This is a genomic window from Humibacter antri (assembly GCF_054777235.1).
Genome location: NZ_BAAHAW010000006.1, coordinates 1 through 15,303 on the forward strand (window position 1 = coordinate 1; position 15,303 = coordinate 15,303).

General features: G+C 67.5%; 12 protein-coding genes, 1 tRNA gene and 1 other RNA gene. 9 read left to right on the plus strand and 5 right to left on the minus strand.

Annotation, left to right across the window (positions count from 1 at the left end; translation table 11 throughout):
• Nucleotides 1-150: 150 nt before the first annotated feature.
• The 4 genes from ACYVDK_RS03715 to ffs form a co-directional block, all read right to left on the minus strand.
• A complete protein-coding gene (locus ACYVDK_RS03715) occupies nucleotides 151-1,338 on the minus strand; it encodes an acetate/propionate family kinase (RefSeq protein ID WP_460518149.1) in 1,188 nt (395 codons plus the stop codon).
• A gap of 30 nt (nucleotides 1,339-1,368) precedes the next feature.
• Nucleotides 1,369-3,729 carry a phosphate acetyltransferase gene (gene pta, locus ACYVDK_RS03720; RefSeq protein ID WP_460518152.1) on the minus strand — a complete coding sequence of 787 codons (2,361 nt, stop codon included), beginning with the start codon at nucleotides 3,727-3,729 and terminating at the stop codon, nucleotides 1,369-1,371.
• Nucleotides 3,726-6,194, minus strand: coding sequence for a phosphoketolase family protein (locus tag ACYVDK_RS03725; protein WP_460518482.1), 2,469 nt, complete (start codon nucleotides 6,192-6,194; stop codon nucleotides 3,726-3,728). Before ACYVDK_RS03725 ends, pta begins: the two co-directional genes overlap by 4 nt.
• Before the next feature lie 526 nt (nucleotides 6,195-6,720).
• Nucleotides 6,721-6,817, minus strand: an RNA gene (ffs, locus tag ACYVDK_RS03730) — signal recognition particle sRNA small type.
• Between the two features lie 402 nt (nucleotides 6,818-7,219).
• Here ffs and ACYVDK_RS03735 point away from each other — a divergent pair.
• On the plus strand, nucleotides 7,220-7,669 hold the full coding sequence (locus tag ACYVDK_RS03735) for a hotdog family protein (RefSeq protein ID WP_460518155.1): 450 nt from the start codon (nucleotides 7,220-7,222) through the stop codon (nucleotides 7,667-7,669).
• A 98-nt stretch (nucleotides 7,670-7,767) separates the two neighbouring features.
• Nucleotides 7,768-7,855 (plus strand) — tRNA-Ser (locus ACYVDK_RS03740).
• A gap of 64 nt (nucleotides 7,856-7,919) precedes the next feature.
• Here ACYVDK_RS03740 and ACYVDK_RS03745 read toward each other — a convergent pair.
• Nucleotides 7,920-9,101: an ROK family protein gene (locus ACYVDK_RS03745; RefSeq protein WP_460518157.1), complete on the minus strand. Its 1,182-nt coding sequence runs from the start codon at nucleotides 9,099-9,101 to the stop codon at nucleotides 7,920-7,922.
• Between the two features lie 170 nt (nucleotides 9,102-9,271).
• Here ACYVDK_RS03745 and ACYVDK_RS03750 point away from each other — a divergent pair, with 170 nt between their 5' ends.
• The 7 genes from ACYVDK_RS03750 to ACYVDK_RS03780 are packed head-to-tail and all read left to right on the plus strand — an operon-like array spanning nucleotide 9,272 to nucleotide 15,239.
• Entirely contained in the window at nucleotides 9,272-10,000 is a 729-nt protein-coding gene (locus tag ACYVDK_RS03750) for an amino acid ABC transporter ATP-binding protein (RefSeq protein WP_460518485.1), read from the plus strand.
• Nucleotides 10,001-10,013: 13 nt separating this feature from the next.
• The gene (locus tag ACYVDK_RS03755) at nucleotides 10,014-10,952 is read left to right on the plus strand and encodes a glutamate ABC transporter substrate-binding protein (protein WP_460518160.1); all 939 of its coding nucleotides are present in this window, start codon (nucleotides 10,014-10,016) and stop codon (nucleotides 10,950-10,952) included.
• A gap of 43 nt (nucleotides 10,953-10,995) precedes the next feature.
• Nucleotides 10,996-11,628 carry an amino acid ABC transporter permease gene (locus tag ACYVDK_RS03760; RefSeq protein WP_460518163.1) on the plus strand — a complete coding sequence of 211 codons (633 nt, stop codon included), beginning with the start codon at nucleotides 10,996-10,998 and terminating at the stop codon, nucleotides 11,626-11,628.
• Nucleotides 11,625-12,482: an amino acid ABC transporter permease gene (locus ACYVDK_RS03765; RefSeq protein ID WP_460518165.1), complete on the plus strand. Its 858-nt coding sequence runs from the start codon at nucleotides 11,625-11,627 to the stop codon at nucleotides 12,480-12,482. Before ACYVDK_RS03760 ends, ACYVDK_RS03765 begins: the two co-directional genes overlap by 4 nt.
• A 17-nt stretch (nucleotides 12,483-12,499) precedes the next feature.
• Nucleotides 12,500-13,477 (plus strand): asparaginase, encoded by a 978-nt coding sequence (locus ACYVDK_RS03770; RefSeq protein ID WP_460518167.1) that lies wholly within the window; start codon nucleotides 12,500-12,502, stop codon nucleotides 13,475-13,477.
• Complete coding sequence (locus tag ACYVDK_RS03775; RefSeq protein WP_460518169.1) at nucleotides 13,474-14,214, plus strand: copper homeostasis protein CutC; 741 nt, start codon at nucleotides 13,474-13,476, stop codon at nucleotides 14,212-14,214. Before ACYVDK_RS03770 ends, ACYVDK_RS03775 begins: the two co-directional genes overlap by 4 nt.
• Nucleotides 14,211-15,239: an ROK family protein gene (locus tag ACYVDK_RS03780; protein ID WP_460518172.1), complete on the plus strand. Its 1,029-nt coding sequence runs from the start codon at nucleotides 14,211-14,213 to the stop codon at nucleotides 15,237-15,239. Before ACYVDK_RS03775 ends, ACYVDK_RS03780 begins: the two co-directional genes overlap by 4 nt.
• The last annotated feature ends 64 nt before the right edge of the window (nucleotides 15,240-15,303 follow it).

The window sequence follows — 15,303 nt, forward strand, 5'->3', positions numbered from 1 at the left end:
GATCAGACAGGCATTCTCCGCTTAACGCGCCGACACCACCCCACGCTCAATCGGTGGATCCAGGCTAAGACGGGGCGAGAGGGGTGCTCGAGAACAGCTATAATTGAGGATTCGTCATCTAAGACGTACGTTTAGAGATGCCGCACCGCCTCACAGTGCCGCCTGGAGCGTCTGCCGCGCGATCTCGAGCTCCTCGTTCGTCGGCACCACGAGCACCGTGACCTGCGAGGCATCCGTGGAGATCACTCGCGGACCCGTGTTCGGTGCGTCATTGCGGTCCGAGTCGATCTCGATGCCGAGTCCTTCCAGACCCGACAACGAACGCGAGCGGACGATCGCGGAGTTCTCCCCCACGCCGGCGGTGAAGGAGATGACGTCGACTCCCCCGAGTTCGGCCAGGTATGCACCCACGTAGCTCTTGATGCGGTGCACGTAGACGCCGAGGGCGAGCCGTGCCTTCGCGTCGCCGGCATCGGCAGCCCTCGTCAGGTCGCGCATGTCTTGGTGGCCCGCCAATCCCAGCACGCCGGACTGCTTGTTGACGAGTTCGTCGAGCTCCTCGACCCCGATGCGCGCCTTGCGTTGCAGGTAGAGCAGCACGGCCGGGTCCATGTCGCCCGTGCGGGTACCCATCACGAGCCCCTCGAGCGGCGTGAAGCCCATACTCGTGTCGACCGAACGTCCGCGATCGACGGCGCACGCCGATGCACCGTTCCCCAGATGCAGCACGATCTGCTTCAGCTCGGTGAGCGGCCGCTGCAGAAACATCGCGGCGGCCTCCGACACGAACTTGTGGCTCGTGCCGTGAAAGCCGTACCGACGGATGCGCAGGCGCTCGGCGAGAGATGCCTCGAGCGCGTAGGTGTAGGCATCCGGCGGCATGGTCTGGTGGAAGGCGGTGTCGAAGACGGCCACCTGCGGCAGGTCGGGGAACGCGTGCTGCGCCGCTTTGATGCCCTCGACGTTCGCCGGGTTGTGCAGCGGCGCAAGGTCGGAGAGGTCCTCGACGTTGATCACGACGAGTGGCGTGATCAACGTGGGCTCGAAGAACCTCGCTCCGCCGTGCACGACGCGATGGCCGACGGCGACCGGTGGATGCGTCTCGAGGCTCGGGCCGTGCTCGGTGAAGCCCGCGAGCATCACGTCGAACCCCGCGGTGTGGTCGGGGATCTCCAGCGAGCGCTCCCAGTGCCCGTCCGGCGTGTCGTGGCTCGCGTGACCGGTGGCCTCGCCGATCCGCTCCACGAGGCCGGACGCCAGCCGCTCCTCGGAATCCGCGTCGATCAGCTGGTACTTGAACGACGACGACCCGCTGTTGATGACCAGGACGGATGACATGTGCTCTCCTCTGCGAACCCTTCGACAGGCTCAGGGTGCTGTGGACTGTGCCTGGATCGCGGTGATCGCGATCGTGTTCACGATGTCGTCGACGAGCGCGCCGCGCGAGAGGTCGTTGATCGGCTTGCGCAGGCCCTGCAGCACCGGTCCGATCGCGACAGCGCCCGCCGAGCGCTGCACCGCCTTGTACGTGTTGTTGCCCGTGTTCAGGTCGGGGAAGATGAACACGGTTGCCCGGCCTGCCACGCTGGAACCGGGCAGCTTCGCGGCGGCGACGGCGGCATCCGCTGCCGCGTCGTACTGGATCGGACCCTCGACGAGCAGCCCGGGTTCACGAGAGCGCACGAGGGATGTGGCCTCGCGCACCTTCTCGACGTCGGCGCCGCTGCCCGACTCGCCCGTCGAATAGGACAGCATCGCCACTCGCGGTTCGATGTCGAACTGCTGCGCCGTCGCAGACGACGAGATCGCGATGTCGGCCAGCTGGTCGGCCGTCGGATCGGGGATGACCGCGCAATCCCCGTAGACGAGCACCCGGTCGGCGAGCGCCATCAGGAACACGCTGGAGACCACCGAGACACCCGGCTCGGTCTTGATGATCTCGAACGCAGGGCGAATCGTGTGAGCGGTGGTGTGCTTCGCGCCGGAGACCATGCCGTCGGCGAGGCCGAGCTGCACCATCAGCGTGCCGAAGTACGAGACGTCGGTGACGACATCCGCCGCCTGCACCCGGGTGATGCCCTTATGCGCCCGCAGCCGGGCGTATTCGTCGGTGAAGCTCTCATGCAGCTGAAGATCGAAGGGCGACAGAATGCTCGCCTCGCCCAGCTGAAGCCCGAGCTCCCGTGCCCTCCCGAGCACCGCCGGCTCGTCGCCGAGAATCGTCACGTCGGCGATCCCCCGAGCCAGCACCACGCTCGCCGCCTTCAGAATGCGGTCGTCGTCGCCCTCCGGGAGCACTATGCGCTTGCGAACGGCGCGGGCGCGCTCGACCAGCCGGTACGCGAACGCGAGCGGCGTGACGACCGGAGCGCGCTCGACGTCGAGCATGCGCAGCATGACGTCGGGGTCGATGCTGCGGTCGAACAGCGCCAGCGCACGCTCGCGTTTGCGTTCGGAGTCCGCTGCGAGTCGCCCCCTGGTGTGCGTGATGCGCACCGTCGTCTCGTAGCTGCCGTACGCGGTGGCGATGAGCGGCAGGTTCGTGTGGATGCCCTCCAGCAGACGCTGGATCGGCTCGCTGAGCTCGAACCCTCCGTTCAGCACGATGCCGGCGACCGACGGGAACGTGCCCGACGCGTTCGCCATCAGCACCGCCAGGAGCACCTCGGTGCGGTCGGCAGGCAGAACCACGACGGACCCCTCGATCAGCCGAGTGAGCACGTTCTCCATCGACATCGCCGCGACCACGACGCCGAGCGCCTCACGCTCCAGCAGCTCGGGGTCACCCGAGACCAGCTCGCCGTCGACGGAGGCCATGATCGAGGCGACGGACGGCGCCACGAGCACCGGATCTTCGGGGATGGTCCAGACCGGCGGATGCGATGCTGCCGCCCCTGCCGCCCCCACCGCTGGTTGAGCCCGTCCCACCGCTGGTTGAGCCCGTCGAAACTGCTCTCCGCGGGTACTGGTTTCGACGGGCTCAACCAGCGGTATGGGATCGACCGGCGGGACCGGCTCGACCGGCGGTACCGGCTCAACCGGCGGGACCGGCTCGACCGGCGGGACCGGCTCGACCGGCGGTACGGACTCGACCGGCGGTACAGGCTCGACCGGCGGTATGGGCTCGACCAGCGGCGTGACCGACGTAACGGCCGCCACGATGTCGTCGAGCCGTTCGGGGTCGGCGCGGTTCACCACGACCGCGATCAACTCGGCGTGCTCCGCATGGAGCGACGCGACGGCCACCTCGGTGATCTGGCGTACGTCGGAGGGGGTGCGGGCATCCGCCTGCCCGAGCCGCTCGTCGGCGCCCCTGGCCACACGCCCGCCGAGCACGAGCAGCACGGGCGAGCCGAGGTTCGCGGCGATGCGCGCGTTGTATCCCAGCTCGGTCGGCGTACCGACGTCGGTGTAATCGCTGCCGACGATGACGACGACGTCGCTGGATGCCTCCACCGCCTTGTAACGGTCGATGATGCGGGTCAGCGCCGCGTCGGCGTCGGCGTGCACATCGTCGTACGTGACCCCGAGCGCCTGCTCATAGCCGGTCTGCACCCCGTCGAGCTTCAGCAGCAGGTCGAGCACGTAGTCACGTTCGGTCGTCGACCTCGCGATCGGGCGGAAGACACCCACTCGGCGCCCCTGCCGCAGCAGCAGGTCGACGACTCCGAGCGCGACGGTGGACTTGCCGCTCGTCCCTTCCGCCGACGTGATGTAGACGGAGCTCACGCGTTGTCCCCGCCGGTGTCGGTGGAGAGATTCATCGCTGCATCCACCCTGCTTCGGGCTCCTGCCGTCGATTCTCCCCACGCCCAGTTCGCGACTTCGGGAATGTCCTCACCATGTTCGCGAGTGTATTGGCGGGCGGCGAGACGGGCATCCTGCATGCGCTGCCGCAGCTGACCGTACCGCTCGGCCAGCCCCGGCACCCGGTCGATCACATCGATCACGAGGTGGTACCTGTCGAGGTCGTTCAGCATCACCATGTCGAAGGGGGTCGTGGTGGTGCCGTTCTCCTTGTACCCCCTGGCGTGGATGTTGTCGTGCCCGTGCCTGCGATATGTGAGCCGGTGGATGAGCCACGGATACCCGTGGTAGGCGAAGATGATCGGCCGGTCGACCGTGAAGATCGCGTCGAACTCGCGGTCCGGCAGTCCGTGCGGATGCTCCGTCTCCGACTGCAGACGCATCAGGTCGACGACATTGACGACGCGCACCTTCAGGTCGGGGATCTCCTCGCGCAGGAGCTGCGCCGCCGCGAGCACCTCCAGGGTCGGCACGTCGCCTGCCGCGGCGAGCACGACATCCGGACCCTCCCCCTCGATCTCGGTGCCCGCCCACTCGAAGATGCCCAGGCCCCTGGTGCAGTGCGCGATGGCGCGGTCCATGCTGAGCCAGTTCGCGGCCGGCTGCTTGCCCGCGACGACGACGTTCACATAGTCGACCGAGCGCAGGCAGTGGTCGTAGGTGGACAGCAGCGTGTTCGCGTCGAACGGCAGGTACACCCGCACGACGTCGGCGCTCTTGTTGACGACGTGGTCGATGAACCCGGGATCCTGATGGCTGAATCCGTTGTGGTCCTGCCGCCAGACGTGGCTGGAGAGCAGGTAGTTCAGACTCGAGATGGGCCTGCGCCACGGGATCTGCCGCGACACCTTCAGCCACTTCGCGTGCTGATTGAACATCGAGTCGATGATGTGGATGAACGCCTCGTAGCAGTTCAACAGCCCGTGCCGGCCGGTGAGCAGATAGCCCTCCAGCCAGCCCTCGCACTGGTGCTCGCTGAGCATCTCCATTACGCGCCCGGCCCGAGCGAGGTGGTCGACGGTCGCCCAGATCTCGGCGTTCCACTGCTTGCCGGTGTGCGAGTACACGGCGGGGGCGAGGCGGTTGGATGCCGTCTCATCCGGCCCGAAGATGCGGAACGTTCTCGGGTTGTCCTCGATCACGGTCGCCAGCCACCGCCCCAGCACCTTGGTGGCCTCGTCGGTCGTGGCCCCCGGCTCGGGCACGTCGACGGCGAAGTCGCGGAAGTCGCGCAACGTCAGCTCCTTGCGCAACAGCCCGCCGTTCGCGATCGGGTTCGCGCTCATCCGTCGGTCGCCTTCCGGCGCCAGCTCGGTGGCCAGCGAAGCCGGCGCGCCCACCTCATCGAACAGCTCGTCGGGACGGTACTTCTTCAGCCAGTCCTCGAGGATCTTCGTGTGCTCTTCGCTGTCGCGCGCGTTCGCGAGCGGCACCTGATGCGCCCGGTAGGTGCCCTCGATCTGTACACCGTCGACCGTGTGCGGGCAGGTCCAGCCCTTGGGTGTTCGCAGGATGATCATCGGCCAGGCGGGAACGGCGCCGCCCTGTTCGTCACCGGGCGAGGGGTCGTAGCGGCCGGCACGGGCATCCGCCTTGATCGTCGCGATGTCGTTGAGCACCGTATCGAGCGCGGCGGCGAATCGCTTGTGCACCTCGAGCGGGTCTTCGTCGTCGAAACCGCCGCTGACCAGGTACGGCTTGTACCCGTAGCCGCGGAACAGCTCGAAAAGCTCGTCTTCGGGGATGCGGGCGAGCACTGTCGGGTTGGCGATCTTGTAGCCGTTGAGGTGCAGGATCGGCAGCACCACGCCGTCTTGCTTCGGGTCGAGGAACTTGTTCGAGTGCCAGCTCGTGGCCAGCGGTCCCGTCTCCGCCTCACCGTCGCCGACGACGCACGCGACGAGGAGGTCCGGGTTGTCGAACGCCGCGCCGTACGCGTGGCTCAGCGAGTAGCCGAGCTCGCCACCCTCGTTGATCGAGCCGGGCGTCTCGGGAGCGACGTGGCTCGGGATGCCACCGGGGAACGAGAACTGCCTGAACAGTCTGCGCAGTCCCTCTTCGTCTTTCTTGATGTGCGCGTACACCTCGGAGTACGTGCCGTCGAGGTACGCGTTCGCCACCATGCCCGGGCCGCCGTGGCCGGGGCCTGTCACGTAGATCGCGTCGAGGTCACGCTCCCGGATGGCCCGGTTCAGGTGCGCGTACACGAGGTTGAGGCCGGGCACCGTGCCGAAGTGGCCGAGCAGCCGCGGCTTGATGTCGTCGCGCGTGAGCGGTCGGCGCAGCAGCGGGTTGTCGAGCAGGTAGATCTGCCCGACGCTGAGATAGTTGGCGGCGCGCCACCAGGCATCCAGAGCAGCGAGCGTCTCCGGGGCGAGCTCGCGCACGGCGCGGTACGGGAACGCGGGGTCGTCGCCGGCCGCCGTGCGTCTGCCCTCGTGGGCGACCCGGGCGGCGGTCGCGGATGCCACGACCTGAGGCGGTTGCGCTCGACCGCCCCGGCCGGCGCGCGCCTTGTCGGTGGTCTTTGCCGTGGTCTTTGCGGCTCCTTTCGCGGAGCGCTTCTCGTCGCTTGTCGTCGATGCCGAACCGGATGCCACGAGGATTCCTCCAGACCGGTCGCGATCGCGGCCGTCTGTTCCATCCTTGTCAGGCACCCACGCGACGCGCCACCCCCTCTGACGTGATCCGGGGCAACGCGGAGCCGCAGAAGCGGCGTTCGCTGCACAGGTTGCCGAGAATGCGGAGGTTGCCGAGGATGCGGAGGATGCGGAGGATGCGGAGGATGCGGAGTCAAGCCCGCGACCTCAGGGGACGCGACACGCTCACCGATGCGGCGGCGTGTACGCCGCATCGACCGCAACCACGCTCCCAGCCAACAGCGGTGCACCGCCGCTCGCGCAGTGCACAAAACAAAGGGACCCCCCGCGCACCCGCCAGAGCCCGGTTACCCTTGCTGCGTTTCCGCCCTGGGGGAGTTGGCCTGGATGGCGCCACGCGAGGAGCCTCATCCAGTGTACCGGCTGTCGGATGCGCGTTCCGCCGCCGCCCCCGGGTGCTAGGCGGAGCGCGCTTTCCTCCGCCGCCGGGCGCCGTTGGGTGCCAGCTCGACGTGCACGCAGCACGCTCGCACTCGTTGTGCGGACGTTGCGCGCATCGCCGTACGTATCCAGCAACGCGCGCGAAGTCATCCACCTGAACGGGGCGGCCCAGCGAGCACGGGGCGGCCCAGCAAGCACGAAGTTGACGAGCCACCACGCTACGGGCGTCTATTCGATGGTCGCTGGTCAATACCGTGCTCGCTCGTCAATACCGTGCTCGCTCGTCAATACCATGCTCGCTCGTCGCGGTCATGGACCCTGTGTACGGGGGGATACGCTCGTGAGGCATCCGCCGACCGAAGGGAATGCGCATGACGCTGTACCTGGACGATCTGCACGCCGGCCAGGTGTTCGTCACACCGGGACGCACGATCACCGAGGCGGATGTCATGTCGTTCGCCTCGTGGACCAACGACAACAATCAGGTGCATACCGACGCTGAGTTCGCCAAGCACACCCGCTTCGGCCAGCGGATCGTGCACGGCATGCTCGGCGCATCCCTCTGTCTCGGACTCATCGCGCGAACCGGGGTGTTCGAGGGCAGCGCCGTCGCTCTGCTCGGCATCGACGGATGGACGTTCGCCGCCCCGATCTTCATCGGCGACACGGTGACCTGCACGGTCGAGATCCTCTCGACGCGTGCCACCAGCTCAGGCCGGTACGGCATCGTCGAGCGGATGCTCACCCTCCGCAACCAGCGCGGCGAGGTCGTGCAGAGCGGGCGCATGGACGTGATGGTGGCGACCGCGCCGGTGGCTTGAGCGCATGCTCCGCGTGCCGATTCTGTCGGTGCTTTCGGCGTGACGGAGCGCCTCCAGGCGTCGGGTAGGATTCTCTGAGGTCGTTTCGGCGGCCACCCGGAGGATTCGCCTAGTGGCCTATGGCGCACGCTTGGAAAGCGTGTTGGGTGCAAGCCCTCGGGGGTTCGAATCCCCCATCCTCCGCCACGAAGAGCATCCTGATCGGGAACTGTCGCGTCAGGCGGGGCGGCACGAGTGGATGCATCTCCCCCTATTCGGCCGCTGGCACGCCGCGTCCAGACGGCCGGTTCACGGTGACATCGCTGTCGAACAGTAGGTGGTCGAGGATGAGTTGGGCCGCCCCGCGCACGCCGGCGATCGTGCCGGCACGGCTCACCGCAATCTCGAGGTGGTCCGTCGCCATGGGGAGGCACTGCGTGTAGATGGCCGAACGCACGCCCGCGACGAAAGCCTCCGCTTGGCTCAGGTTGCCGCCGAGCACAAGGAGTTCGGGGTTGAAGAAGTTGACGATCGTCGCGAGAACGTTGCCGGTGCGTGTGCCGGCTTCGCGTAGCGTGCGGGTTGCCAGCGGATGGGCATCTCGTGCGAGCCGGATGACATCGGCCGGGTCCTCCACCGGGACGCCGGCGGCGCGCAGCCCGGTCACGATCGCAGCCTCCGATGCGATGGCGTCGAGGCAGTCGTAGCGACCGCACGAGCACAGCACATGCCCGGCATCCGGCACGGACACGGAGGCGTGACTGATGTCTCCGGCCATACCACCGCTGCCGCGGTAGATATGTCCGTCGGCGATGATGCCGCAGCCGATGCCGGAACCCGCCTTGACGAAGACGAGCTCCTTGGTCGCAGGAACCGTGCTGTGCTCCCCGATGGCCATGAGGTTGGCATCGTTGTCAGCCAGTACCGGTACCCCGGCGAGCTCGTTCATCCGCGCGGCGACGTCGACGCCGTTCCAGCCCGGCATACGTGAGGGGGACACCAGCCGTCCTGCGGTCGAGACGGGGCCGGGCAGCGCGATGCCGATGCCGCGGAGCTCCTGCCCGCCGGTGAGCTCGTGCAGCTGCGCGAGCACTCGAGGGAGGATCGCGTCTGGCCCGTCGGCGATGACGATTTCGTTGTGCCGCTCGGCGATGAGCGCCCCCGACATATCGAATACGGCAAGCGTCATGTTGTCCGTACCGAGATCGGCGGTGCCGACGACGCCGGAGCCGGATGCGATCTCCACTCGTTGCGGCGGCCGTCCACCCTGTGATTCGCCGGGCCCTGCGGCACGCAGCACTCCCAGGGCTATGAGCTCGTCGATGCGCGCTGCCGCGGTCGACGGTGAGATGGCCATGGCGCGGGCGATCTCGGCGCGGGACGTGGCGGCGCCGGTGTGCACGAGGCGCAGGATCGTGCTCGTCGTTGCTGTCGACCGGGGAACGGATGCCATGAGCCGCCTCTCGCAGGGTAAACACTTAGTACAATATTGGATTTTATTAGATGTAGTGCGATGAATGCAATACATACTTAGTATGAATCCGGATGCCATTCGGTCGAGGCTTCAGTCGGCCGCCCATTGTACCGAGGAAGGTAGACGTGAGCGACACCGATCAACAGCCCATGGTGCGCCTCGAACACGTCGACAAGCACTTCGGCGAGTTGCACGTGCTCAAGGACATCAACCTTCAGATCGCGCCGCGCGAAGTCGTTGTGATAGTCGGGCCTTCCGGCTCCGGCAAGTCGACGCTTTGCCGCACGATCAACCGGTTGGAGACCATCGACTCAGGCATCATCAGGGTCGACGGGGTCGCCCTGCCGGAGGAGGGCGCCGCCCTCGCCCGGCATCGTGCCGAGGTCGGGATGGTCTTCCAGTCCTTCAATCTCTTCGCCCATCGCACGGTTCTCGACAACGTCGCCCTGGCACCGCGGAAGGTGCGCCACGTCGGGAAGGCTGCGGCGGAGACCGAGGCGATGACGCTGCTCGAACGGGTCGGGATCGCGGAGAAGGCTCGCCAGTTCCCCGCGCAGCTCTCCGGCGGTCAGCAGCAGCGCGCCGCCATCGCGCGCGCCCTCGCGATGCGCCCCAAAGTCATGCTCTTCGACGAGCCCACCTCAGCCCTCGACCCCGAGATGGTCGGCGAGGTACTGGACGTCATGGCATCGCTCGCCAAGGAGGGCATGACGATGCTCGTCGTCACCCACGAGATGGGCTTCGCCCGCCGCGTCGCCGACCGCGTGGTCTTCATGGACCAAGGAGCCATCGTCGAGCAGCAGCAGCCGGCAGTCTTCTTCGACTCCCCGCAGTCGGAGCGCGCCCGATCGTTCCTTGCATCCGTCCTGAATCACTAGAAAGGAAAGCCCCATGTTCCGCACTCCCACACGATGGCGTGCCCTCGCGGTCACAGCAGCCGTCGCCAGCGTCGCACTGCTCACCGCCTGCTCCGGTGGAAACTCCGGAGTCCCGACCACGAATCCCAGCAGCACGTCGGCGTCCAACGACCTGTACAAGAACGCGATCGTCGCCAGCGCGGCAGACATCCTGCCCAGCTCCACGATGGAGACCATCAAGAAGCGCGGCAAGCTCATCGTCGCCGAAGCGCTCGACGCACCCCTGCTCTCGCAGCAGGATCCGACCACCAAGGTGGTTTCGGGCTTCGATGCCGACCTCGCGAAACTCCTGGCGATCTACATCCTCGGCAAACCGAGTGTGGAGATCGTGCCGCCGAGCACGCAAACGCGCGAGGCGATGCTGCAGAACGGCACGGTCGACGTCGTGTTCAACACGTACACGATCACTCCCGCCCGCGCCGCACAGGTCGACTTCGCCGGCCCATACTTCGCCGACGGCCTCGCTGTCGCCGTGAAGTCCGACAACAAGACCATCAAGGGCATCAATGACCTCGGCGGCAAGACCGTCATCGTCGGTGCCGACACCCCGGCCGTGACCGAGGTGCCCGCCAAACAGCCGACAGCGAAGCTGCTCACGTTCGGCACCGACCCCGAGGCCGTGCAAGCGCTCGTGCAGGGGCGTGGAGACGCATACGTGCAGGACGAGACCCTGCTGGCATCCGACGCGGCGAACAACAGCCAGATCAAGGTTGTGGGCCAACCCTTCACGTCGGAGGCATACGGCATCGGCCTCAAGCACGGCGACTCGCAGTTCAAGAAGTTCATCAACGACTGGCTTGTTAAGACCGAGAAGAACGGCACCTGGGGCAAGGCGTGGAAGGCCACCCTCGGCACCGTCGTGCATGCCGACATCCCGACCCCGCCGGCGATCGGTTCGGTGCCCGGCTCCTGATCGGAGCATCGGCAGCGCCAAGAGAGGAAACGCGGAGACACCCATGCTCGGACCAGGAGACGTTCTCGGAGCGGTCGGCACGACCCTCCTGATCTTCTTCGCAGCCGGAGCCGGATCGATCGTGCTCGGCACACTCGTGACGGTGGCCCGGGTCAGCCCCATCCCGCTGCTACGGGGAGCCGCATTGGCCTACGTGCAGTTCTTCCTCAACGTTCCCCTCCTGGCGCTGCTGATCATCGCCGTCTTCGCCCTGCCGTACGCGGGGTTCCTCCTGCCACTGCTGCCCACCGCGATCCTGACGCTCATCGTGTACGAGGGCGCCTACGTCGCAGAAGCAGTCCGCAGCGGCGTCAACACCATCGCCGTCGGGCAGTTGGAAGCCTCCCGCGCTCTGGGCTTCACGCAAGGCCAGACGCTGCGCATCGTCGTCGTGCCGCAGGCACTTCGCGCTGTCGTGCAGCCGATCGGCAACGTCATGATCGCGCTACTCATGAACACCGCGCTCGTCGCCGCGGTCGGGGTGTCCGAGATCACCGACATGACGAACAAGCTGAACCAGCAACTCGCGCAGCCGATCCTCGTGTATTCCGCGTCGGGCCTGGTCTACATGCTCATCGCGCTCGGCATCGGGATCGCGGCCGGAGTCGTCGAGCGGAAGGTGGTGATCAAGCGATGAGCGCCTTGGGTCACCTGTACGACTCCCCTGGCCCGAAGGGTCGCCGGCGTATCCTGCTCGGCTCGATCGTCTCAGCCATCATCGTGCTAGCCGTCGTCGTCGCCGCATTGTGGCAGTTCGGCGCCCACGGTCAACTCGATGCAGCCAAGTGGGAGCCCTTCGCCCAGTGGCCGATCTGGAGCTACATGCTCAGCGCCTACGTCGAAGGCACATTGCTGGCCGCCGGCCTCACAGCGGTCATGTCGGCGCCTCTAGGCGTGCTGCTCGCCGTACTGCGGCTCAGCCCCGTCGCCACCGTGCGCTGGATCGCCACGGTCTGGATCGAGATCGCCCGCACCTTCCCGGTGCTGCTGCTCGTCTTCGTCATGCTCTTCGCCCTCCCCCACTACGGCATCAATCCGCCGATCGTGTGGAAGCTCGCCATCCCACTCACGATCGCCAACTCGGCAGCGCTCGCGGAGATCGTGCGCGCCGGCATCCTCGCCCTGCCGCGCGGGCAGACCGAGGCAGCCCTCGCCCTCGGCATGCTGCGCCGACAGGCCTTCACCTACGTCGTGCTGCCGCAAGCGCTCCGCAGTGTCACGCCGTCGCTGGTGACACAACTCGTCAGCCTGCTCAAGGACACTTCACTGGGCTACGTACTCGCGTTCTTCGAACTGCTGCAGTCCGGATCAGTGCTCGCCTCGTTCAACCATCTCCTGATCCAGGACTACCTGGTGGTCGCCTTCATCTACCTCGTCACCAACGGCATCCTGAGCTATCTCGCCTATCGCCTGCGCGGCTGGGTCGACCGGCGCGGCATCACCGCCGTCGCCGCCGACCGGCCGCTCGCCCCCGTCGTCACCGACCACTAGAACCAAGGAGCACCACCATGCCGGCCCTCGCCGAGCTAGCCGCCGTCCGCCGATCGGGCGTCATCGAAAGCCGCCACTTCGGCTCACTGCTCGCACTCGACTCAGGCGGTGCGGTGGCTTTCGCACTCGGCGACCCGGATGCGCTCGTTCTGCCGCGCTCCACGGTCAAACCGGCCCAGGCACTCGCCGCGCTGACCGCCGGAGCGCCGCTCGCAGGACCGCGACTGGCGATCTCGGCCGGCAGCCACACCGGTGAGGACGCACACGTGCGCGCCGTGCGGGAGATCCTGGCGGATGCCGGGCTCGATGACACCGCGCTCGGAAACCCGCCTGACTGGCCAGAGGACACCCCGACGCGTGAACGGATGATTCGCGCATTCGAAGACCCCACTCCGATCCGCATGAACTGCTCCGGCAAGCACGCCGCGATGCTGCTGGCGAGCACGCTCAACGGGTGGAACACCTCCGGGTACCTGGATCTGCAGCACCCGTTCCAGCGACATGTGCGTTCCGAGCTCGCCAGGCTGACCGGTGTCGACGTAGGTGCTGACGCGGTCGACGGTTGCGGCGCCCCGTTGTTCGGCACCACTGTGCACGGACTGGCGAACCTCTTCCGCACACTCGTGATCGCCGATGAGGGGACGCCCGAACGGACAGTCGCGGACGCCATGCGGAGGTTCCCCTTCTACGTCGGCGGCACTGGCCACACGAACTCGCTCGCGATGGAACTCGTACCCGGCCTTCTTGCGAAGGGCGGCGCCGAGGGAGTCATCGGGATGGCCGCGGCGACGGGACAGTCGGTGGCCGTGAAAGTCGTCGACGGCAGCCCGCGCGCGACCACGATGATCGCGCTCGAAGCACTCGGCGCGCTCGGCGTCGACATCTCCGCCGCAACGACGCTACGCGTGCCGCCCGTGCTCGGCGGAGGAAAACCAGTAGGCGAGATCGGGCCAGGCGCGGATCTCCGCACAGCGATCGCAGGGCTCAGCGCGTGACGCTCGTCGAGATCGCTCTTGACGACATCGTTGGGGCCAGGATTGCCGAGCTGGCCGGCGCGGGGCGTGTGGAGCTTTGCGGGAGCTTGGCCGAGAACGGAGGCACGACGCCGAGCCTCGGCTTTGTGCGGGAGGTTGTCGAGCAGGTCGACGACATCCCGCTCGTGGTGCTCGTGCGGCCCCGCGGTGGCGACTTCGTGTACTCGCCAGACGAACTCCGGGTCATGGTGCGCGACCTGGCGGCACTCCGCGACCTCGACGCCGGGATCGGCTTCGTGGTCGGGGCCCTCACCCCTGACGGCGCCGTCGACTCGCCCGCACTTCTCGAGCTGCTCGCCGCCGCGGAGGGGGCACCCGTCACCTTCCATCGTGCGATCGACTCGACGCGCGACCTCATTGCATCGGTAGACCTCGTTGCCGAGATGGGCGTGCATCGTGTGCTCAGCTCCGGCGGACGTCGCACGGCCCTTGACGGCGTCAGGACGCTGCGCTCACTCATCGAGCGCACGGCGGGCCGGCTCACCGTCGTGGTCGGCGGGTCAGTGCGACCCGAGAATGCCGCCCGTATCGTCTCCGAGACCGGTGCGACCGAAATCCACCTGCGTGCAGCATTTCAGCGAACGCCGCAGGAGAACTGGTCGAACCCGGAGCAGGACTACGGCTCGGCGCGGGTGAGTGCAACCGACGGTCGGATCGTGCGTGCGGTCGTCACCGCGGTCGCGGGAGCGCGCGCATGACCGCTGACGTCGCGGTCCTCGCTATCGACCTCGGCGGAACGAGCATGAAGGGCGCCGTTGTCGCCATGGACGGTCGCGCGGTACACCGCGAGTCGGTCGCGACGCCGCCCGAGGGTGGCAACAGTGTGATCGCAGCGCTGGGCGATCTGCTCGTCCTGCTCGCCGGGCGGACTCGCGGGTTCGGACTCCGTCCGGTCGCGGCCGGCGTCGCCTCACCGGGGATCATCGAGGAGGCGACCGGCTCAATCGAATACGCCTCCAACCTTCGCTGGCGCAACGTTCCGCTCGCGCGGCTCCTGCACGAGCGCGTCGGGATACCCGTCGCTGTCGGCCACGACGTCGCCGCCGCGGCCCTCGCAGAACAGCTCCTGGGCGGTGCAGTCGGCGTGCGGGACTTCGTGCACGTCGCGATCGGCACCGGCGTCGCGGCCGGAATCTACGACGCCGGCTCGGCCGTGCTCGGCGCGACACGTTCGACGGGTGAGATCGGCCACATTCCGGTCATTCCAGACGGTGAGCTCTGCACCTGCGGACAACGTGGCTGCCTCGAGGTCTACATGTCGGGCGCAGGCCTCGCGCGACGCTACCTTGCACGAGCAGGTGTCCCCCTCAACGCCGAACAGATCGTCGGGAAGCTCGGCTTCGACACGGTGGCCGACGCGGTGTGGGCAGACGCTACCCGCGCACTGTCCCTCGGGCTCGCGACCATCACGTTGTTGCTTGATCCGGAGCTCGTCGTTCTCGGCGGCGGTGTCTCACGAGCGGGGGCGGCACTCACGGGCCCCGTCCGAACCACCATCGACGAGCTTCTGGCCTGGCGCGACGCACCCCGGATCGCGGTGTCAGCGCTCGGCAGCGACGCCGGCCGCGTGGGCGCATCGGCGCTCGCGTTCCGTGCGGCCGGGATGCCCGAAGTCGTGGACGGTTGGCGGCGAGAGGTAGTCGTGCCAGCCCTGCCGGTCGATTCGGGTGCGCTGCCATCTGCGCCGGTGAACTCGTCCGCGGGGAGCGCAGCGGACTCGTGAACCACGGCGTGGGCGCCGGTCTACCGTTCGATACCTCGAAGACAGTCAGCAGATGGGCGGTCCT